Below are 21218 nucleotides of genomic sequence, written 5' to 3' on the forward strand. Positions count from 1 at the left end.
ACACATTTGCTTTTTGTGAATCATTAATAACTTTTCCCCACATGCGTGGGGTTGAACCGTAAAAAGTTCAATAGAAGTTCAAGCTCCTAACTTTTCCCCACATGCGTGGGGTTGAACCGGGAGATTTAACGTCTCCTATTCCGAACCAACCCTTTTCCCCACATGCGTGGGGTTGAACCGGGGATAACGCGTTTGCCTAATACGTAATTTGACTTTTCCCCACATGCGTGGGGTTGAACCGAATCTCGATCTGTTCCTCACGGTTCGGTGTGTCTTTTCCCCACATGCGTGGGGTTGAACCGGGAGAGAACGCGTTTGAAAAAATCAAACGGTCCTTTTCCCCACATGCGTGGGGTTGAACCCTTGACAGTGACCGCACCCTTTTTAGTGAGCCGCTTTTCCCCACATGCGTGGGGTTGAACCGTTTTAGTGTCGAACGTCGGGCCACTCGGCCCACTTTTCCCCACATGCGTGGGGTTGAACCGGAGAGAGAAATCCGCAGGCTCTCGAAAATCTACTTTTCCCCACATGCGTGGGGTTGAACCGACGGAGAAGTTCGATTCCCGGACGGAAGAGCGCTTTTCCCCACATGCGTGGGGTTGAAATTTTCAGTCAAAACAGATCAGTAATAAAAATTCGGGAATAGAATCCAATTTAGAACTTTCAGTGTAAAAAACTAAGAACCAGTCTCAAAACCTAAAAATGTAGGAACTCTTACCAATTTTAAACAAGCCGCACAAAAACGGTATAAACCGCCAATGCGACGTAATCTGTGGGAACTCCCACATTTTCTTAGAAACTTACCGGACACGAAAGATACTCTTTGAAGGTGTTGAGACGAACTCTAAAACAAGCATAAGGCGATAAATTCAAAAAAAACCTTTTCTCAAGTTAATCCCGTATTCCAAATACGCTTTGAGACAACAACTCATGTTCATCCAACCTTGACAGTTCATATAAGAACCGTCTAACGCAGATTGAGATACCTTCCAACCGGATTCGGTAATTTTCATAAGAGTATTGTTTTGATCCAAAGATTCGAAAATCATTTCCGTTTTGGTTTTATATCCGCCAACAGTTAGAAGCTCATTTTCACCCTCATAACTTCCTTCGTGAGCATCCCATTCCAAAACAATCTTGGAATTGGGAACCACTTCGACTACGTTGACGATCACTCCCTCATCTTCCCTCTCCATCGAAGGGAAATCCGCAAACTTCCAAACCACTTTACTTCCCGCCACCAAAGGGCCACTTGCACCTCCGGTTGTAAAATATCCGCTTAAATGTTTCGGGTCGTAAACGGCTTGAAAAACCGCTTCCAAAGGTTTTTGAATCTTGGCCTGTACCGTGAATCTTAAATCCATATAAATTCCTCTTGAAATAATTATATTTTTAATATGTTATATTATATTAACATGTCTAAACTTGACAAGCAGGATCTAATTTTTAAGGCACTTGCAGATTCTAAGAGAAGAGAAATTTTGGATCTTCTTAGGAAAAAACCTAAAACAACGGGAGAAATCTGTTCTTATTTCGAACCATTAAATCGTTGTACTACAATTCAGCATCTGAAAATTTTGGAAAATGCAGGTTTATTAATCATAAAAAGAAAAGGACGGGTTCGATGGAATTATTTGGATAATGTACCTATTCAAGAAATCTACGATCGTTGGATCAGTAAATATGCAAAACCGACTTTGGAAAGATTGACAGTGTTTAAGAAGCAGATGAAATCGAAAAACCAGCCAAAATAAAAGGAAACATAAAAGTATTTGTATATTTCTATTGAAAGTTCGTCCTAAATGTGGAAACTCAGCCACGAAAAAACTGTTTAAAAGCCAATAAACTCCTAAAAAGACGTAATCCTATGACTTACGATTCCGCTTCGAATAGGCGGAACTCTTACTTCCTATTTATACGACGGAAAGGACCAAAACATTCTATTTTTCTAATATTAACTTTGCTTTTTCAGGAATTCTGGATGAGACTTCTTCAAATTTTTCCTTGTATTTTTCGTGATTGGTACCCATGATTCTATCCCAAAAGTTGAAATAGAGGGAATAGTTACAATTGAAGTATTTATGGTGCATGTTGTGGTGTGTAGTCGTATTATGCCAATTCGTGAACCCACTTTTTAAAAACCAGGAAGGAAAAAATTCATAAGAAAGATGACCCAGCACGTTCAACGAAGTCATATAAACGAAAAATATGATCATCACCCCTGGATGTAAAGGAAGTACAAACGACACAAGCGGAACAATTCCGGATTCTACGATCGCTTCCAAAGGATGAAATGAAAACGCCGCCCAAGGAGAAGGATTGGTGGACTTATGATGCACGAGATGAAAATATTTAAAGAAAAATTTATGGTGCATCATTCGATGTGTCCAATAAAAATAAGTATCATGCAAAAGAATCAACGCAAACGCGCTGAAGATAAGATACACAATTCCATAATCGCCGACATTGTCGTAGATCCGATTGAATCCATTCACCTTCGCCCAAACGACAAATATCCCGGATAACCCGAAGATAAAGAAAGTCAACATAGAATATTTTATTTCATAAAAGATCTTTTCCTTCTCCGGTTTTTTATTTTGGATAAGTTTGTGGGAAAGTTTTTTACCACAAAAAACCCAAACGACCAAAAACGCAATCCCCGAAAAAACTAGATACCGAATCAAAAAAAATCCCCAAATGATTCCGAAAAAACCAGAATAACCGAACTTTGAAAGTAATTCTCCCATATTCATTTCCCTCCGCATCATAGGTCGCAGATTCGATTTAATTATGGACTTAAATTCTCATCTAAGCTTGCTCTTTTCAAAATCGTTTAGAATTTATTTTCGAACTCGTGCGACTTTTTCCATACTCCATCTCCGGATAGAAATTCGAACGTAAACGTCCAAAATCAGATAGGAAAGAATTGAGAAAATAAAACAGACCGTAATTTTGCCGCGGATATCAAGACCAATCACGTACGAAGCAAAAAATCAAAAGGGGTACAAATCCACCTATAGAAAAAAATGGAGAATATTCGTAATTTCGTCAGTTACCGATTCCTTCCAGACTTTCCAATTCCATCCAAAAGTTTTTAGTCTGTAAATCGGGAAGTAAGGATCGAATCAATTCACTATCTATAAAACCATCCTCTTTAGGTGATTCTTCAATTTGAGTTTTGGAAATTTTTTCATGCTCTTCTAAAAAGGAAAATATTTCTTTCCAAGTATGCCATTGATTATCCGACAAATTGAGAACGTTCGGAAGCGCATCCCAACCTGCCGTTTGAATTTTACGAACCAAAAGAGAAATCGTAAGAGCCACATCGTCACCGTGAATCAGATTGAGCTGTCTTGAACACTTTTTCACGAGTCCTTTTCTTGCCCAATCCCCAGGGTTTCGAAAAGGCCCGTAAATTCCGCAAAGTCTAAGGATGTTTCCACCCCTCCCGATCCATTCATTCTCGACCGCAAAACGATCGTGATCTTCGATAAGTGGAGTGGATTCGACAATATCCGGAACTCTTTTATAAATACTCGTCGTTCCTAGAAGAATAAATTTTTTGCCTATGGAAAACAAAAGATTGATAAACGAAATCGGATCGGAAAGTTTTTGAACGGGGAATGTGACAACGCATAAATCGAAATTTTCTCTCGAAAATTTTTTCCCAAATTCTTCCAAAGAAGAAGAATTCGAAAAATCAAAAATTTCGGTTCCTTCCACACGAGTTTTGGCAGAGAAAGTTTTGAGTTGGATCTCCGCTTGCAACCTCAATCTCTTCGCAATTCGGATTCCGGTATATCCTAAACCGAAAATTCCGACCCGCATTTATTCAAGACCCAAACGTTTGTAAATCAATCCCACTTTTTCAAGATACGGTTCGATTTTAAAAATATCTTCGAGGTCTTTTTGGGTTAAAACACGACCAACTCGTTCGTCTTTTTCCAGTCTTGTCTTGAGAGTTTCGGATTGGTTGGCCCAAACTGCCATCGCGTGTTCTTGAACGATCAGATAAGCTTCTTCTCTTACGATTTTTCCTTTTTCGATCAGAGCCAGCAAAACTTTTTGAGAAAAAATCAATCCTCGTGTGACACCTAACGTTCTTTTGATCGCATCCGGATATACATGGAGATTTTTAACTACAAATAACATTTTATCCAAAATGTATTCGAGCGCGATGGTAGAATCGGGAAGTACGACCCTTTCCGCCGAAGAATGAGAAATATCTCTTTCATGCCAAAGAGCTACATCCTGTAAACCCACGTTTACATTTGCACGGATTACTCTGGAAAGTCCGGAAATTCTTTCGCAAATCACCGGGTTCCTTTTATGAGGCATCGCGGACGAACCCTTTTGTCCCGCGGAGAAAGGCTCTTCCACTTCCCGTCCTTCCGTCTTTTGCAATAGACGAATCTCCGTGGCCATACGATCCAAAGAAGAAGCAGTAACCCCGAGAACGGAAAGATAAAACGCGTGACGGTCCCTAGACACGACTTGTGTAGAGATCGGATCTATTTTTAAACCCATCTTCTCGCAGACATAGGCTTCGATTTCCGGATCGATATTGGAATAAGTCCCGACTGCTCCTGAAAGTTTTCCGACCGCAATATCGTCTCTCGCTTCAGACATTCTTTTACGATTTCGATTTAATTCTTCAAAAAATAATGCGAATTTGAGCCCAAGGGTCATCGGTTCCGCATGAATTCCGTGGGAACGTCCGATACAAGGCAGATCTCTATATTGAATCGCCTTTTCTTTGACTACGGAGATAAGTGCGTCCGTTTTTTTTAAGATCAAGTCCATAGCCTGAACCATCTGCACGCAAAGCGCTGTATCTCCGATATCGGAGGAAGTCAGGCCGTAATGAACGTGTCTTCCCGCGGGCCCGATGTAGGAATTCATGTTCGTTAAAAACGCGATCACATCGTGATGAACCCTACTTTCGATTTCCAGAATCTCGTCCACATTGAACTTTGCCATCGTTTTGATTTCCTGAAAATCCTCCGGCGGAATTTCCCCCCGTTTCATACGAATCTCACAGGCGAGTATCTCTATTTCCTTCCAAATTTCAAACTTGTTCTCTAATTCCCAAATTTTGGAAATTTCGGGATTGGAATAACGATCAATCATTTCTAAAGGTTCCTTTTTGAATTCCCATCCACTCTTCTACGGAAGTGTATTCTGTAAAAAGAAAAACAGAATTCGTAAAAAAAGCACTTGAGATAAGATCAATTGTTTTTTGTACATTTCTTAAAGACTCCTATTCTATCTGGTAAAACATACAAACAGATAGCTTTACTTTCTAGCGATTCCTATATAATGGACCCGTAAATTCACGGCTTAGACGCAGTCATACACACTTTATTGCATAGTAAGTACGATTTTCGGGTTCCGCTTATTCCAATAAACTTCGAATCCGTAATCCTCTCGAAACCTTTAAGAACGATTGTTGCATTTCAAAAAACATACGATATAAATTCAAATTTTTTGAATATTATTAATCTTTATAGAAATAAGTCATAACAATATGATCAAATGATAAATAGAAAAAGACTCAAAGAAGTCCATCGAAAAAAGGAATCCTTTTACTTGAAAAAGGTTATACATATAATAGAATAGCAAAGAACTTGAAGTTAGCAAAGGATCAGTAATGTGTTTGTGTGTTCAATGTAAAAAGAAAGAATAAAATGGAACGGCCATTACCGATCTCTATAAATTGAGCACCGTAAATTTTTATTACAAACCACTGTTTCAGTGCAAAATATTGGATACTCTATTATATAGTTCCGAGTAGCGTTCGAACAAAAAAACTAAAAAGGATCATTTTGAAAGACCCGATAAGTTCACGAACTCCTGCCAACGTTTCGCGTATCAAAAATAATATGAAAGGAATTCGGAGTAACATTTCATCAAGTTTCCTCTTACATCAATTAGGATTTTCGTATCAAAAACCCTGGAAAGAAACCAATCATCCGTTACTCATCCCTATAAAAATGAGTACCCATAAGAAATTTTTAATTGTGTGTAATCATTAGGTGATTCCATCAATTTTCAGAACTTAACTTTTTTCACACCAGTCATCAATTACGAATAACTGCCAAGTAATACACAATAAAACATTAAGAATTCTGCATTTATCAAAGACGATTTTGTATCAAAATCCACAGTATTCTTAACTACGATTCGTTAGGTAACATCAGCCGAGTTCAAAGGAACGAACGAATTCGCGAATCGTATTGATATGATCAATTTCGGGAGAAGGATTCTCCTTACTTGGTTCGTAGAGGTGTTCGTCAAAAACGTGATAATCAAATATCTTCAAGGAAAAATCGGGAAACGTGATGATGATGTTTTCGGAATGAATATCGAAGATCAGTTTCTCCTCTTCAGCCAAATGTTTGGTCACTTCGATCACACGATGAAAATCCAAAGCGATTTTTTTCAATTTGGATCGACTAACGACTCCGAACTTATGAGTATCAAAATTCAATTTCCATTTTGGAAAGAACGCGTCCTGTAATGGATTTTGACGAATTTTTTCATTCAGTCGTATGAATTCTTTGAGATGTTTTCCGGGCAGAAGATTCTGATTGTCGCAAGGAGTCAAAGTGAAAATCGGAATTCCGAACGGAGTCGTTCTAGCTCGCAGTCCCATAAAATAACGCGTAGGTAACACAAGATCCGGAATCAAAGATTTCAATTTCCAATAATGAAATCTTTCCAAACCGAGACGAGCAAACTTAAAACGTATGTTTTCTTTCGATGATCTCGTCCAAACTTTAGATTCCAAAAACTCCATCAATTGGATTTCTTCCAATTTGAGATAACGGTTCAAATTTTTTTGAACGTGTTTGTATAAGGAACCGAAGATCGGATCTGACGGTAGTTTGGATTTTCCCACCTTTACAACCTGATTCCAAGGAAGCGCATACACAAATTTATAAGAACCTCTTCCTATATATTTCCCCGTGGATAGAGGCATGAAGTTATCCAAATATTCCCGCTCATATCGATGCGTTATGCGAAATACATGAGAAACAGGAAAAAGCCTCTCATATGTTTTCCGCACAAATCCCGATTCGCGAAGACGATAATCGACAGGAAGGTCTTCGATTGGAATTTCCGGTTTCGTTTTTTCGGGATCGTAAAACAGCTCCTTATCGAGTCCTTTTTCCAAAAACTCGATAAAGTTTGGAATCTTAGGAGAACTCAAAAAATCCAATATTACGCTGCCGAGTTCTCCAAATCGATTCCGTTTATTCATAGTTTTGAATCTACTGAAAGTAAACCTTACCCGGAGCTGGGGAAAGTTTTTCTTTTTTTAGAATCGCGTCGTTCAATTTCGAAGACTGTTCTTCATCAAACCACCAAAGAGAAGAAGCCTCCCTTTCGCTTCCGAATTTTCCGAGTGGATTTTTAGGAGCTTTAAACCGATTCCAATACATGATTCTTGTCGAACTCGTATTCCACAAAAGAACGTAGGGAACTTCCGCAGTTAAGATCTTATCGATTTTTTTCAAGATCTCGTTCCGTTTCGAAACATCGAACTCGGTTCTTTGTTGATCGATAAGTTTATCTACTGCTACATTCTTAAATCCGGAAAGATTAGGTTGCCCTTTTTCTTCCGCATATTTGGAGTACCACATCGCTTCCGGATCCTTGAACACTCCTCCGCCCCAAGCGGCCCAGGTCATATCGAAGTCGTACTTGTCCATTCTAGAACTCCACTCCGCAAGATCCGTCGATTCCAAATTGATGATAATCCCTACTTCTTTCGCTCTTTCTTGAATGAGCGTTAGATACTTTTCGGATTTCTTATCTCTTTCCAATATGCTAAACCTAAATTCTTTTCCGTCTTTTTCCAAAATCCCTTTCGAGTTGATTTTCCAACCTGCTTTTGTCAGAAGTTCTCTCGCCTTTTTTACATCGAATTCAAGAGGAGGATTCGGGAAAGAATTTGCAGGCCAAAGATCTTGATAATATGCGTTTGTTTCTTCGTATTCGTTATAAGCCAATTTTTCGACGAGTAACTTTCGATCCACGAGATGAGCAAATGCCTTACGAACATTAACGTCTGAGAAAATCTCCCTTCTCATGTTAAAAACCAAACCTTGGAATCCGATCGGTTTTGAGTTGTAAATCTTTTGTTTGAGAATGTAATTCTCGTCGAACTTCTCCCCTATCGCATCCTTAACCCAGAAGGAAGCCGTATAAGTCGGATAGATATCTATATCACCTTTTTTGAATGCTTGAAACGCGATAGACTCTTCGTTATAAACCTTGAACAAAATCGTATCGAAGTTATCGAGTCCTTTGTAAAAAGGATACGCGCGCATCCAATAATCCCCCCTTCTTCTCATCTTGATGTAACGGCCTTTTTTTGCCGAGAGCATGGAATAAGGACCGGAGACGACCGGAAAATCGAAATTCTCTTTATCGAAATTTCTATCTTTGTAATAATGAGCCGGAAGAATATAGAGAGAATTTGCAATCGTGTTAAAGTTCGACCAGTGAATTTCTTTTTGAGTGAATTCGATCTCTCTTTCGTTCAAAACGACCGGTTTTTCAAAACGAGAAAGGTCAATTCTAAAAACCGCCGTGTTGTTGTTCTTATTCATCAAAGTTTCATAAGTGAATAAAACGTCATTAGCAGTGACCGGTTTCCCGTCGGACCAAAACGCATTTGCGTCAATCGTAAACGTGAACTTCTTTTTATCTGGAGAAACCTTCCAAGAAGAGGCGAGATGAGGAATCGGTTCTAATGTGATCGGATGGTAGTCCAAAAGAGGCTCGAACATCAAACTGAAAATATGAGCCGTAGTAGAAAATTGGTCCAAATAGTAATTCAAGGACTTCGGAAATTGATGGCTATAGATCCGAAACGTTCCGCCCTTTTTCGCATGGGGAGAAACGATCGGATTCTGTCCTCTAAGAGCGACAGGAATCGAATTCGGATTTCCGTTCCAAGGAAGGGTTTCTACGACAGCCGATGTTTCGAATTCTTCTTTATCTCCGCATGCGAGAAAAGTGAAAACAGAGAGCACGAAAAACATGCAAAAAATAGAATATATTTTCAAGAAATCACCTCGTTTAATTTTTAATTCTATGCGCTTGGTATACATCCGGGATTTGTTTGAGATTACTTAGGATCTCCTTAAGCTGATCCAAATGTTCCACGTCCACCTCAAAGTTAGCAACCAAGTTTCCCCTTTGATCGGTGCTTGCTTTGGATTCCCTAATATTGGTCTGCGTATTGGAAATGGATTTTACGATTTCCATAAAGATACCTTGCCGGTCTTTCGATTTTACTTCGATCAATACGGGAATCGATTCGCTTTGACCGTAGTCCCATTCGACCGTGATGATGCGCATGGATTCTTCCTGTTCCTGCTGCTTGGCGGTAGCACATCCCTTCTTGTGGATACTGACCCCCCTCCCTCGAGTGACAAATCCAATGATCCCGTCCCCCGGTAGAGGAGAACAACAGCCAGAAAGTCTCACCGGAATTCCTCGAAGACCCGCGACAATCACTTTCCCTGCACCTAAATCAATTTGTTTCGCGGGTTTTGAAGAAGGTTTCTTTTTAAGCTCTTCCAAGACTTCCACGTTAAGCGTAATCTCTGCGGCGAACTCGGCTTCTTGCTGAAGATCCTTTTTGTTTTCCTCTTTTAACTTCCGGAAATAACTCCTCAACTTTTGTCTTGCGGAAGGAGTTCTAACGATACGCAACCAAATCGGGGAAGGTTTTGTTCTTTTGTCGGTGATAATTTCAATCTGATCCCCGGAACGAAGTTCAGTCCGGAGAGGGAGCATCCTCCCGTTGATCCTTCCACCTTTTGCTTTTAAACCGACATCGGTATGAATCCGAAACGCGAAATCAAGGATCGTAGCACCCTTAGGAAGCTGCAGGATCTCGCCTTTCGGAGTGAATACAAACACTTCGTCTTCATGAAGATCGTATTTGAGTTCTTCTACAAATTCTTTCGGGTCTAACGCCGAGTCCTGCCAAGAACTTAATAGTTCTAACCATCTTACCTTTACGTTTTTTTCGGATACCGAAGGTTTTCCCTCTTTATACATCCAATGCGCGGCGATTCCGTATTCGGCGATATCGTTCATATCGCGGGTACGAATCTGAACTTCTAAAGGTTTACCGTCGGGTCCGATCACTGTCGTATGAAGGGATTGGTACATGTTCGTTTTTGGAGTAGCGATATAATCCTTAAAACGACCCGGGACGGGATTCCAAAGAGTATGCACGATTCCTAATACTCCATAACAATCTTTTACTTCATTCGTGATGATACGGATCGCTCTAAGATCGAAAATTTCGTTGAAGGTTTTTTCTTTAAGTTTCATCTTGCGATAAATGGAATAGAAGTGCTTCGCTCTTCCGTCCACGTCCGCTTCGATCTGAATCTCGGAAAGTCTTTGAAGAAGGATAATCTTCAAAGTTTCAATAAATCCTTCCCTTTCCGATTTTTTGGAATTGATGTTCTTCTTTACCTCTTGATACTCTTCAGGATTTAAAACCTGAAACGCAAGATCTTCCAATTCGGATTTGATTTTATAAATTCCCAATCGCCCAGCGATCGGAGCGTATAGAGAAAGGGTTTCTTGAGCGATTCTTCTTTGTTTTTCCGGAAGTTGGAACGAAAGAGTCCTCATATTATGAGTTTTATCCGCAAGTTTGATGAGAATAACTCGAATATCTTTGATTGTCGCTACGATAATCTTTCGGATATTCTCCGCTGCCTCGGTCTCCTTGGATTGACTTTTGATCTTAGAGATTTTAGTGACACCTTCCACTAGATCGGTGATGTCTTCTCCAAAATCTCGGATCATATCGTCTCGAGAATACTGGGTGTCCTCAATGACGTCATGAAGAAGACCGGCGCAAATGACTTTTTCGTCCAGACCGAGTTCGTAAAGAATAAATCCCACTTGAAGAGGGTGGATGATATAAGGTTCACCCGAAAGACGAAACTGTCCCTGATGCGCTCGTTCAGAGACGTCATACGCCTTTTGAACGGATTCATAGGCGCTCTCTCCGAGCGTTTCACGAATTCCTTCCAGGAGCATATCTTTAGTTACAGGAGTTTTTACAAATCCCATAGTTGTTAGTGTTGCTCTATATCCAAACCAAGGTCTAGAAAACGAGTCGTATGCGTCAGATAACCCATACTAACACCAGCTCCCGAAAATTCCGAGAGCGCTTCTAATTTTTCGGGAGTGATTCCTCCGGAGAATTCGATTTGAACGTTAGGCGCCTTTTGTTTGAGAATGGAATACGCGGTCTTCGTATCTTCCAGAGAAAAATTATCGAGTAAGATCACTTCGGCCCCCGAACCTATCGCTTCTTCGAGTTGTAAGAGGGAATCGACTTCCACTTCCACAATTTTACCCGGAAAACGAGCTTTGATTTTCTCCACAGGTTCACGAGGGGAAGAATACATCGCAAGATGATTATCTTTAACCATTGCCATCTCGGAAAGATTAAGTCTATGATTGCTCCCGCCCCCACAATAAACCGCATATTTTGCAAGTTTGCGATATCCCGGAAGAGTTTTACGCGTATCAAGAATCATCAGATCTTTTTGTCCGTATTTTTGGACGACTTCTCCAGTTTGAGTAGAGATTCCGGAAAGATATTGAAGAAAGTTTAATAAAATCCGTTCTATCCTGAGAATTTGAATGAGATTGCCCTGAATTCTCAAAAGGGTATCACCTTTTTGGAAACTCTCTGCATCTTGTTTTAAAAGTTCCGACCGAATTCGATTTTCCGAAAAAACATTCAAAACTTCTAATACTCCGGTTCCACAAAGGATTCCGGACTCTCTCGCATTTAAACTTGCCGTAGCTTTCTGGTCAGGAGTAAAGAGAGAAACGGAAGTGATATCTTCTTCCGGACAATCCTCTTCCCAAGCAAGTTTTACCAAGGTTTCATAGTCTTGATAGCTTACGGACGAAACCGGATGAGTATAGGCGCGTTTCATTTGAATCCAAAAGAGAGTTTTACAACCGGAAAATCACAATCAAGTGAATTTCCGGTTAGAATCTCAAAATAAGCGATCGTAATACATTCTCGCAAGGATACTACCGAAGTGCAGACATACCGATTCCGATTACTTTCCACTTTTTATCTTTACCCAATTATAATAGAATCTAAAACTTTTGTCCATGAAACGAGCAATTCCATCAAGAACGTTTTGATCTTAAAAAGATGAATCCTACGTTCTTTAACTGATTATTTTCCTAAGTTCGGTAAGCAATATCACCGAATTGTTTCGAAAAAAAATCCTTACACATAACGTCATCATGTTGAACGAATGCGATCTTTAAAACTACATCAATTCCAAAACTTTTTCTCATGGTTGGAGTAATGCTCTTCTGGCATCCACGGAAAACATCGATTCAAAAATCCCATGCTTTTAACATCTCAACAAACCGCGTTGACTTTGGACCTTTACAGTATAAAATATGAATTTTGAGACAAAAACTGATTAGAGCCTCTCTCAAAAATATCTTAGAATGATTCGAATCGGCGTTTTAAGCAAAGATAAAGTATTTTTGAGATAGCTTCTAGGAATTATCTCAAAAAACCATTTAGTTTCACTTGAGCCTATCCCAAAATTTCAAATGTAGGAACACACTAGGAGAGTTCAACAACGATACAGTCTGTAAGAAAGTCCATAAATCATCCAATTTGTGGGAACTTTTTCGTTTTGTGAAAAATCCACAATGATATTTCTACCGAAGTTTTGGGACAAATTCTTAAATATTTAAAGTTTGCTTGCTCCCCAATCTTAAAATAAATCAGTTACAATCGTTTGTAATAAGGCGCAGAAGTTCCCACGGATTATTTACTTTGGTAGTTTATATGTCGCTTCGAATAGTATTTCGTTGTTAAATTCCTATAAGAGTTATCACATTCTAAGATTTTGGAACAAGTTTTTAATCAGATACCAATCTTAAATCATCTAAAATATTTTATGAAAGAATTTCAGTTTCTCTTATAAAAGAGACAAATCTTCTTTCTAAAAGTAGAAAAAGGTCCTTTTAAAAGAGTCCGTTTCAAAACAATTTTTCAAATGTAAACCTGCACAGGTAAATACGAATATTTTTGTGACTACATAAACGACTTTATCATTCGGTTAGTACTGAAGAAAAGCCGCTCCCATAATCCTTATATCTCTCCTGAATTTCAAAAGTTTCGATATACAACTCCGGTCACAAATAAAAAAGGCCCGGTATTATATAACCGAGCCTTTTTTTCAAGAATCTTCTAACTTGTTTCTATTGAAGATTTTCCGGATTTTCTTCCTCTCCTCCATTCTCTTCTTCAGGAGTGATTTCATCATTTTCCGCAGACTCTTCTTCTTCAGTCGCTGGAGGAGTCATTGTTTCAGCCTTTTTCTTATTATCCATGTCCCCGGATTCAGACTCTTCCGCAGGAGATGCAGGTTTCTGGTCGGCTTCAATCGCTTCTACGTCTTCTGTAGCAGGTTTCTTTTTACGCGAATCTTGAACCTTGTTAAGTTGAGTAGGACCTTTTTTAGGTGGAATCAACAGCACTTGTTTCGGATAAATCAAGTTCGGATTTCTGATCTTGTTACGATTTGCCTCATAAATCCTTCTCCACAGTTTCGCAGTTCCATAATGTCTTTTATCTTTTGCAATTCTCCAAAGACAATCCGCTGGAACTTTTTTACGAACCACATAACGTTTCCAACCTTCTGGCAAACCGTCTTTCCCCATTTTTGTAGAGGAATTTTTACCATCCGTTGTTGTGGATTGATTTTTAGGATCCTTTTGACCATCAGTTCCAGTTTTTGTATCACGGCCTGCAACATTATCACTAGCCGCTTTTCTTTCTATTCTTTCAGCCAGTTCAATAACTTGATCTACTACAATTCTAGAAAGACGGATCGCTTCTTCGGAACGAGAAATTGAATCTTCGTATTTTTCAGAAGTATATAAATCTTCTGCAGATACTCTGGACTCTTCCGCGGCTTTTAGGTTTTCCTCTGCTCTTTGGTAAGAAACCTGAAAATCTCTAGATGCATTGATTTTATTTCTATCAAAAGAAGCCAATTTTGTAGTGGCCGATGCTACACTCTGTTTTGCAAGTTCCTTCTGCTTTTCAGCATAAACCTTAATATTCTTTGCAACAAGTTCTCCGGATTTTTTACGGATATCATCGATCTCCGCATATCCATCCCTAATCTTCCCTTCTTCGATCTTGGCCTTGGCGGATTCCAAACGATTCCTTGTTTCAGAAACTTCCGGATCTTTTCCTTCTGCATATTTATCCGCATCGTTTAAATTCTTTTCGATATCCGCAAGGGAATCGATTAATTGTTGTTTTTGAGAAAGCGCTAATACTTTTGATTCGTCTGCAGCTTTTTTAGAATCCGTATATTTTTGGCGAGAAGCTTCGTATTGATCGAATGCCGCAAGCCTCATTCTAAGTTTTCCATCATCTCCAGATTCTTTAGGATAAGATTCCAAAGTGCGATCCGCCGTTTCACGAAGTGCATCGCCTTCTTTACGAAGCTGTACGGAAGTATTATAAGGTTCTGAAGCGAGCTGAGAAGCGTAAGCCTCTTCAGCCGATTCGATCGCAACATTAGATTCTTTACGAACATCATCTACGGAAAACGGAAAAGACTTCTCAGAAGCATCTAAAGCTTTTGCTCTCGCATACAACGCGGATTTTTTTGTCTCTGCAAGATTTTCTTCCGAAGCCTTTTGATGTGCAGTCAGTAAGTTTTTACGAGCTTCTTCTAACTCTGCCGGGGCGTATTTTTCAGCGCCTGCAGACTTCGCTCTTGTGATGGAATTTTTCGCATCACTTAACTCCTGAATCGGGAGTTCGGCTCCACAGGAAATAAAAAATCCTGCAAGTAAGATTATAAAAGAAGAAAGTATTTTTCTTTGAGTTGATTTCATTGCAGCACCAGGTTTCAGAAAAGGTAGGATTAAATTATGATCCGATCTCATTTAAAGGCAGACACTGCCTCCGCCTCATTATCAAAAATCTCAAAAAAAGAAGTCAGCTTAGTTAGCTCAAACACTTTTCTTACGGATCCGGAGACATTGATAATTTTAAGTCCGCCCTGATATTTTTTCAGGTTGGAAAGACTGGAAATTAGAGCGCCAATACCAGAAGAGTCAATGTAAGAAACTTTTTCCAGGTTGATGATTGTATAATATTTTTGTTCCTCGATGAGTTTAGCGATAACATCTTTAATTTCTGGGGCATTGTAGAGATCGATTTCTCCGTTTATGTCCAGAATGACAATGTTCCCGCTTTCTCTTCTGGTTATTTCCATAAATGATCAGCAACTCCTTTCTATTTCTTTCCAGCCAGCTTACTAAGGGAAAGTCGATTCTTTAAATAGTCAACCGGAAAATTCGGGCTTTTCGTACAAATTTTTCCACTTGGCATAGATCTTTAAAAATTCCCCCGCTTGAATAGACCTTTGAATCTCTGAAAGAAAATTTTTCATAAAGTACAAATTATGATATGTCGAAAGCGAGAATGCTGTGATCTCTCCCACGTGATGTAAGTGTCTGATATATCCTATGCTGTATCTTTTGCACACCTTACAACCGCAATGCGGATCCATAGGCAAATCGGAACTCTTCCATTTTTCATTTCTAAGATTGATTTTTCCTAACGATGTAAAGACTTGACCGTTTCTTGCATTTCGAGTCGGAAGCACGCAATCGAACATATCGACTCCATTCTTCACTCCATCCAAAATATCCGGAACGGTTCCTACTCCCATCAAATAAAGAGGGCGACTTCGATCCGTATCAGTAGAAACTCCTTCCAAAATTCGAATGAAATCCTTACGCGGTTCTCCGACCGAAAGCCCTCCGATTGCAATTCCATCGAATGGAAGAGAGGCGACCTTTTGCAAACTCTCCAATCGAAGACCAAGATCGATTCCACCTTGAAAGATTCCGAAAAGATGGGAGGAATTCTTATTCTTCTCCCAGTATTCCACCGACATTTCTGCCCACCGATGCGTTCGGTCCAAAGATTGTCTCAGTCTTTCCGGACTGGAATCGAAAGGGGCGCAGTCGTCCAAGACCATCATGATATCGGAACCGATACTCCTCTGTATGTCTATAACCGAATTAGGAGTAAAATAATGCCTGCTTCCATCGATGTGAGATTGAAAACGAACCCCGTCTTGTTCGTACTTAAATAGAGAGTTTAGACTGAAGACCTGATAACCTCCGCTATCGGTAAGGAGCGCTCGTTTCCAGGTCGAAAATTTCTTTAGCCCTCCAAAACTTTCCAACACAGAAGTCCCGGGCCTGAGATAAAGATGATACGTATTTCCTAATATTAAAGAATACTCAAGTTCTTCCAAATCGTCGGTAGAAAGGGTTTTTACGACCCCTCTTGTTCCCACGGGCATAAACACCGGAGTTTCCAGCTTCACTCCATTGAGATTTAGAATTCCGGTTCTGGCTCTAGTTTGAAGATCTTCGGAAGTGGTTTGAAAAATCATCTACCGGCAGAATGTTCGTTGCAAGTTCCATAGATGTTAAGACTATGACCCGTGATTTTAAAACCGTTGTCTCTTGCGGCTTGTTCTTGAAGTTGTTCGATTCTTTCATCCATAAATTCCACGATTTTTCCGCAGACCGTACAGATGATATGGTCGTGATGTTTGTGTCCTATGATATGTTCGTAATATTTATAATCCTTTCCGAAATTATGCTCTTGCAATAAGCCCGCAGAAACCATAATGGAAAGAATCCTATAAATTGTAGCTTTGGAAATTTGATCTCTTTGATCCTTGAATTCCTCTAAAAGCCCTTCCGCTGTAAAATGATTGTGAAGGGAAAAAATTCTTTCAGCGACCAGCATTCTCTGGTTGGTAATCTTTAGACCTTCTTTCTGCAGATATTCTGAAAAAGTCTGCATTTCCATACGGACCGCGGGTTCCGCTTTATTTAGAATGGCTTCCTGTTTTTCTCGATTCATATAAGATTATCCAAGGAACGGGTCAAGATTATCAGGGATCGATCTTTCCGGCAATAGAAAAATACCAAGCTCGTTCCACCTCTTCCGCAATTCGAATCGCCATAATTTTCAAAAGTCTGGCCTGAGCCTGAATTTCGCTCTCTCTAAACCCAACTTGATCAGAGTATATGATTCTTACCGGAATCTCTTCTCTTTCCAATAGTATTTTTTGCCCTCCCACCTTTTGAAGTTCAAGTCGAACAATTACGAGCATCTCTCTAGAAATAGATTGCCCTCCTTGATCGAGTAGATTTCCGACAAGCTGATAGTGAACCACCTCTCCGTAAAGTCGATAACTTGCGATTGATTTTTCTCTAGTTTGAAGGAATCTTCCTCTGGTATCTATCTCAGCTCGAACAAGTTCCGTAAGTAAAGTTTGGATTCCCATTCCGTACGAATTGTTTCTGAAATTTTGGACGTAAAGTCTTCGCTGATCGTCCGGAATCGGAACTCCGTCGATTTTCGGAGGATTTCCGGGTTCTCTCATGAAATAAGTGCAATCAAAAAATTGTAATACGACTACAATCAGGACCGCCAGTCGGACAATAAACATAGTTAGAAAGGTCTTTTGCGGTCGAACCTCCGCGCAAGGAGTTTTTTTATGGCTCCTTTTCGACTTTACAAATTCCGATTTTTGGCTCAGTTTTTTCGGAAGATGAAAAGATTTTTTGCTTTTTCGACTTATGTTGTTCTTTCTTTTGCTTTCATCTTACTAGTGAAAGGTTTGAAAGCGGAAGATCGACCAGAATCACTTCTTTTTCCTGAGTTACAAGGAAAACTTCGATTTCCAATGGAAATTCAAACTCCGGTTTCCGGTTCTTTTGCAGAATATAGAATACATCACCTCCACATGGGAGCCGATTTTAAAACCTTTCATCTCAATGGCTTTCCGGCAATCGCTCCTTTTGACGGGATCGTGGAATCCGTCTCCGAATCTCCTACAGGGTACGGACTCAACTTAATGCTTCGTTCTTCTTCCGGATTACGGGCTAAATTTGCACACCTGTTCAATTTAGAAGGCGCTAAGAAAGAACTAGAAAATTTAAGACAGGCGCTTCATCTTCTAAACGATGGAATTTTTTCCGTAAAGTTTCTAGATCACCAATTCTCCATAAAACAAGGACAGTCAATTGCAAGAATCGGAGAATCAGGTACAGGAGTTCCCCATTTACACTTTGAACTTCATGGAAACGGAAACACATTCAACCCGCTTGCATATCTTAAGATGAACGATCGAGACAAAACTCCGCCTGAATTACTAGTTCTATACATCGATTCTTCAGACGGTCAAAAATTTAGAATTCCTCTTAAAAAAAAAGAAGATGGAATTTATGAATTGAATGATCCCGAACCTTTGAAACTTGGCGGGGAAGTGAGAATCAAACTCGGTGCATTCGATAGAATGAACTCTCACAACAAGAACAACCTTTACTCTGCAAAATTCATGTTTGATGGAAAAATTCTCTACGAAAGAAAGTTCGAAAAGATGAGTTATGCGGAAGCAAGAGACCATCAGTCAATTTACGATTCAAATCGTTCGTCCCTCAATCCCCCTGTTTATGTTTATAATCTTTTTCCTTCTTTAAAACCCAGCATCGACTTGAGAGAATTTTCGGAAAACCAAGAAATCCTTTTGGAAATTATAGCCGAAGACAAAGAAGAAAATCGCTCTTCCTTAAAGTTCAAAATTTTCAATTCCGGTTTCAAAGGACATGTAACGAAAACAACCCCAACGGAATATTCCTCTCAAGATAATAAATTCCTACTTAAAACTCCGAAAGGTAATACATTCGGAAAAGGGAATATTCTCTTTGAAGAGGTCGCAACTCCCCGCGAAAACCTGCTACCCGAAGGTTTGATTTTAAAAAGCGAACTTATTGAAATCGAATCGACCGGAATTAGTTGGTCGGGAGATGCAAAATTTCTATGGAAAGGAAAAAAACTGGGTAGAGGGGAAAACCTCTATTTACTCGAAGAAGGTACCAAACGCTGGATAATTTTAAAAACGACTTCTGAAAATGGAGGAACAAGTGCAGTCTTGAATAAGATCGGGATCATTGCCGTTCTAGAGGATCGTTCCAAGCCCAGAATCAATCATCCGTTTTTAATTTCCCGTCATAGATTTGCGCCGGAGGTTCGGCCATCTTCAGTAATAGAAAGAATGTATTCCGTATCCGATATCGGCTCAGGTTACGCGGGCGGAGCCGAAATTTTTTTAGACGGACAAATATTTCCGTATGAATTTGAACCCGATCGTAAAGTGATCCTTGTCAAAATTCCGAGTTCTTTTGGAAAATTCAAAAAAAGACTTTTACTTCAAGCAAGAATTAAAGATAGAGCCGGTAATCTTTCTGATTGGTTAACCGACCTTATTGATTTGGAAAAAATATCGGAGAACGATCAAGGATAAATTTTTCGTATTATTCTTCGGCAACCCCTCGTCTATCGAATGATTCTTTTTAAAGAAGTCGGTTTATTATCGACCTCTTTAAAAAGAAAAGATTTCCACCTAAGAAATTCAGTTACTTTTTTGAATCCATATAAACTCCGCCAGCAGAAGTATTATAATTAATTTCAAAAATATCATAATCCGACTTTCTCCAACCGGTCGCAAAAGCTACAGAAACGCCAATATAGTATTTAGTTCCAAACTTCATCGTATTCCAAACAAACGCGGCAACCTCCTCGTTGGTTACAGAAAAAGGATGGACCTTGCCACGAACTTCATCCAGATAGAGACCTTCATAAGTTCCAATTACAGTTCCTTGATATTCTAATTTAAGAATTCTTCCAGAAACAGAAAAATTTCTTTTTGATCCTGATTTATCCACAATAATTTTATCCGGCGCCTCTTTTGGAATTGTAGCAATTTGTTTTTGTGCTCCGATTACTTCAAAATCCGTAGAAAGAGCAATTGGCTCAATTTTATGAATTCTATACTGAACTAAAATCTCTTGGTTTACATTATTATTTAAAAAATTTACGACTTCTCCATTTTCAGGGCGAACGGAAAATTCGATCTTTTCTTTCAAAGGAGTAAAACATTCATCTTTTGACGCTTCACACTTTTCAGATTTATCATAAGTGGTAAATTCTAAAAGACCTTCATGGGAATCGAAAATTATTCCTCGACTTTCAAACTGAATAAGTCTCACAACCGCCCAGCCTTCCGAATAAGTTCCTAAAGCGAAAACCGAAGAAAAAGAAAAAAACAAAGATCCGATAGAGAAAAACAAAGCGCTATTTTTTTTTAAATTCCTGAACATTATACACTCCAAAATTTTCTTAAGTTTTTAAGATTCAAACAATGTAAGGATAACATTTCATTTTCAAGAAATATTTAACCGATTCAAAAAATTAAACCCTTTCCTAAAAACTGGTACCATCTCAAACAGCACTTAGATGTTCGGTCGATTCCTGGAAAAGAGGATTTGTCAGAATCTCCTACCTTCCTACAATGCAAGTTATAGTATTTAACGATTGATGGCTGCAACTTGTTTAGAACCACAACGTTGAAGAATCCATCATAACTTACAATGTGATTTTTGGAAAACGTCATTTGAATTTTAAAAACTAAAGGCCCACTGAGTTTTTTCGAACCTCTTCGCAATAAAAATCTGAATCTTCAAAAAAGCCGCTATTACTTTTAAACAATCCCTCTACTATTTTTTTCAGAATAACAAACAGTCTTACTCGTTATTTAAGTTCCTGTCTTTCGCTTCATTACTCAATTGGTATAAAGATTCTAAAGCTCATCTTGAACCGGTTTTTCTGTATATTTGGATTCTAGGCAAAATCCGTTTCATTTCTACAGTGAAAAGACAACCGACCAAAATTTCTTTCCTTATGTCCCGATTCATTAAGCAAGAAATCTACTACTGATCTCTATAAAATTGAGTAACGTTAATTTTATCGCAAAACACTGATTCCATGCAAAATATTAGGTATGTTATTTCATAGTTATGAGTAAGAGCCCTTCTTAAAAACCTTAAAAGAAATCAGTTACAACGCTTCCCATGAGGCGCGTCGTAGATCAAATCTGTAAAGTAGATTGCTTCAGATCTGAATTTGAGTACCGCAAAAAATTTACCCACATACTCAACACTAGTAAAATCTCCCACTCACCCTCAGCCTCTAACATCAGCACAACTGAAAGAGAAACGTAAGAACC

At 39.1% G+C, this 21218-nt stretch carries 17 protein-coding genes and 1 CRISPR repeat array (2 of these 18 running past the window's edge); of the genes, 3 read left to right on the forward strand and 14 right to left on the reverse strand.

The window, feature by feature from the left end; all coding sequences use genetic code 11:
* Positions 1-607: direct repeats of the CRISPR family, unit length 29 nt; unit sequence CTTTTCCCCACATGCGTGGGGTTGAACCG; it begins 98 nt to the left of the window's first position.
* Between the two features lie 262 nt (positions 608-869).
* Positions 870-1364 carry an SRPBCC domain-containing protein gene (locus LEP1GSC190_RS12625; protein WP_002745087.1) on the reverse strand — a complete coding sequence of 165 codons (495 nt, stop codon included), beginning with the start codon at positions 1362-1364 and terminating at the stop codon, positions 870-872.
* A 51-nt stretch (positions 1365-1415) separates the two neighbouring features.
* On the opposite strand from LEP1GSC190_RS12625, the gene LEP1GSC190_RS12630 reads away from it, so the two are divergent.
* Positions 1416-1754, forward strand: coding sequence for an ArsR/SmtB family transcription factor (locus tag LEP1GSC190_RS12630; RefSeq protein ID WP_002745028.1), 339 nt, complete (start codon positions 1416-1418; stop codon positions 1752-1754).
* 186 nt (positions 1755-1940) lie between these two features.
* Here LEP1GSC190_RS12630 and LEP1GSC190_RS12635 read toward each other — a convergent pair whose 3' ends face one another.
* The 12 genes from LEP1GSC190_RS12635 to lptE form a co-directional block, all read right to left on the reverse strand.
* Positions 1941-2747 (reverse strand): sterol desaturase family protein, encoded by an 807-nt coding sequence (locus LEP1GSC190_RS12635; protein ID WP_002745046.1) that lies wholly within the window; start codon positions 2745-2747, stop codon positions 1941-1943.
* A gap of 301 nt (positions 2748-3048) precedes the next feature.
* On the reverse strand, positions 3049-3828 hold the full coding sequence (locus LEP1GSC190_RS12640; RefSeq protein WP_002745055.1) for a Rossmann-fold NAD(P)-binding domain-containing protein: 780 nt from the start codon (positions 3826-3828) through the stop codon (positions 3049-3051).
* Entirely contained in the window at positions 3829-5130 is a 1302-nt protein-coding gene (gene purB, locus LEP1GSC190_RS12645) for an adenylosuccinate lyase (protein WP_002745072.1), read from the reverse strand.
* Positions 5131-6196: 1066 nt separating this feature from the next.
* Complete coding sequence (locus tag LEP1GSC190_RS12650; RefSeq protein ID WP_002745011.1) at positions 6197-7264, reverse strand: hypothetical protein; 1068 nt, start codon at positions 7262-7264, stop codon at positions 6197-6199.
* 10 nt (positions 7265-7274) lie between these two features.
* On the reverse strand, positions 7275-9122 hold the full coding sequence (locus tag LEP1GSC190_RS12655) for an extracellular solute-binding protein (RefSeq protein ID WP_420844257.1): 1848 nt from the start codon (positions 9120-9122) through the stop codon (positions 7275-7277).
* Positions 9091-11115: a RelA/SpoT family protein gene (locus tag LEP1GSC190_RS12660; protein WP_002745025.1), complete on the reverse strand. Its 2025-nt coding sequence runs from the start codon at positions 11113-11115 to the stop codon at positions 9091-9093. The genes LEP1GSC190_RS12655 and LEP1GSC190_RS12660 overlap by 32 nt, the downstream gene beginning before the upstream one ends.
* 5 nt (positions 11116-11120) lie before the next feature.
* Entirely contained in the window at positions 11121-11996 is an 876-nt protein-coding gene (nadC, locus tag LEP1GSC190_RS12665; protein WP_002745033.1) for a carboxylating nicotinate-nucleotide diphosphorylase, read from the reverse strand.
* 1300 nt (positions 11997-13296) lie between these two features.
* Positions 13297-14952: a lipoprotein LipL71 gene (locus LEP1GSC190_RS12670; protein WP_002764332.1), complete on the reverse strand. Its 1656-nt coding sequence runs from the start codon at positions 14950-14952 to the stop codon at positions 13297-13299.
* 47 nt (positions 14953-14999) lie between these two features.
* Positions 15000-15335: an STAS domain-containing protein gene (locus tag LEP1GSC190_RS12675; RefSeq protein ID WP_002745051.1), complete on the reverse strand. Its 336-nt coding sequence runs from the start codon at positions 15333-15335 to the stop codon at positions 15000-15002.
* Positions 15336-15404: 69 nt separating this feature from the next.
* Positions 15405-16529, reverse strand: coding sequence for a tRNA guanosine(34) transglycosylase Tgt (tgt, locus tag LEP1GSC190_RS12680; RefSeq protein WP_002744994.1), 1125 nt, complete (start codon positions 16527-16529; stop codon positions 15405-15407).
* Complete coding sequence (locus tag LEP1GSC190_RS12685) at positions 16526-17008, reverse strand: Fur family transcriptional regulator (protein WP_002745056.1); 483 nt, start codon at positions 17006-17008, stop codon at positions 16526-16528. The genes tgt and LEP1GSC190_RS12685 overlap by 4 nt, the downstream gene beginning before the upstream one ends.
* A 31-nt stretch (positions 17009-17039) precedes the next feature.
* On the reverse strand, positions 17040-17600 hold the full coding sequence (lptE, locus tag LEP1GSC190_RS12690) for an LPS assembly lipoprotein LptE (RefSeq protein ID WP_002745089.1): 561 nt from the start codon (positions 17598-17600) through the stop codon (positions 17040-17042).
* Between the two features lie 48 nt (positions 17601-17648).
* Between lptE and LEP1GSC190_RS12695 the strand changes: the two genes are divergently transcribed.
* The gene (locus LEP1GSC190_RS12695) at positions 17649-19457 is read left to right on the forward strand and encodes a M23 family metallopeptidase (protein WP_002745075.1); all 1809 of its coding nucleotides are present in this window, start codon (positions 17649-17651) and stop codon (positions 19455-19457) included.
* 112 nt (positions 19458-19569) lie between these two features.
* Here the strand turns inward: LEP1GSC190_RS12695 and lsa26 are convergent, their stop codons facing one another.
* The gene (lsa26, locus tag LEP1GSC190_RS12700; RefSeq protein WP_002744999.1) at positions 19570-20313 is read right to left on the reverse strand and encodes a surface adhesion protein Lsa26; all 744 of its coding nucleotides are present in this window, start codon (positions 20311-20313) and stop codon (positions 19570-19572) included.
* Positions 20314-21196: 883 nt separating this feature from the next.
* Between lsa26 and LEP1GSC190_RS12710 the strand changes: the two genes are divergently transcribed.
* Positions 21197-21218, forward strand: the 5' end (the start) of a protein-coding gene (locus LEP1GSC190_RS12710) for a transposase (RefSeq protein WP_237578382.1). 1115 nt of this gene lie beyond the right edge of the window; only the first 22 of its 1137 coding nucleotides appear in the window; the start codon lies at positions 21197-21199; the stop codon falls past the right edge of the window.

The organism is Leptospira mayottensis 200901116, from assembly GCF_000306675.2.
Taxonomy (GTDB): domain Bacteria; phylum Spirochaetota; class Leptospiria; order Leptospirales; family Leptospiraceae; genus Leptospira; species Leptospira mayottensis.

Coding starts and splice junctions, on each gene's coding strand:
- LEP1GSC190_RS12625 (WP_002745087.1), bottom strand. CDS start 1,364: ATGGATTTAAGATTCACGGTACAGGCCAAGATTCAAAAACCTTTGGAA.
- LEP1GSC190_RS12630 (WP_002745028.1), top strand. CDS start 1,416: ATGTCTAAACTTGACAAGCAGGATCTAATTTTTAAGGCACTTGCAGAT.
- LEP1GSC190_RS12635 (WP_002745046.1), bottom strand. CDS start 2,747: ATGGGAGAATTACTTTCAAAGTTCGGTTATTCTGGTTTTTTCGGAATC.
- LEP1GSC190_RS12640 (WP_002745055.1), bottom strand. CDS start 3,828: ATGCGGGTCGGAATTTTCGGTTTAGGATATACCGGAATCCGAATTGCG.
- purB (WP_002745072.1), bottom strand. CDS start 5,130: ATGATTGATCGTTATTCCAATCCCGAAATTTCCAAAATTTGGGAATTA.
- LEP1GSC190_RS12650 (WP_002745011.1), bottom strand. CDS start 7,264: ATGAATAAACGGAATCGATTTGGAGAACTCGGCAGCGTAATATTGGAT.
- LEP1GSC190_RS12655 (WP_420844257.1), bottom strand. CDS start 9,122: ATGTATACCAAGCGCATAGAATTAAAAATTAAACGAGGTGATTTCTTG.
- LEP1GSC190_RS12660 (WP_002745025.1), bottom strand. CDS start 11,115: ATGGGATTTGTAAAAACTCCTGTAACTAAAGATATGCTCCTGGAAGGA.
- nadC (WP_002745033.1), bottom strand. CDS start 11,996: ATGAAACGCGCCTATACTCATCCGGTTTCGTCCGTAAGCTATCAAGAC.
- LEP1GSC190_RS12670 (WP_002764332.1), bottom strand. CDS start 14,952: ATGAAATCAACTCAAAGAAAAATACTTTCTTCTTTTATAATCTTACTT.
- LEP1GSC190_RS12675 (WP_002745051.1), bottom strand. CDS start 15,335: ATGGAAATAACCAGAAGAGAAAGCGGGAACATTGTCATTCTGGACATA.
- tgt (WP_002744994.1), bottom strand. CDS start 16,529: ATGATTTTTCAAACCACTTCCGAAGATCTTCAAACTAGAGCCAGAACC.
- LEP1GSC190_RS12685 (WP_002745056.1), bottom strand. CDS start 17,008: ATGAATCGAGAAAAACAGGAAGCCATTCTAAATAAAGCGGAACCCGCG.
- lptE (WP_002745089.1), bottom strand. CDS start 17,600: ATGTTTATTGTCCGACTGGCGGTCCTGATTGTAGTCGTATTACAATTT.
- LEP1GSC190_RS12695 (WP_002745075.1), top strand. CDS start 17,649: ATGGCTCCTTTTCGACTTTACAAATTCCGATTTTTGGCTCAGTTTTTT.
- lsa26 (WP_002744999.1), bottom strand. CDS start 20,313: ATGTTCAGGAATTTAAAAAAAAATAGCGCTTTGTTTTTCTCTATCGGA.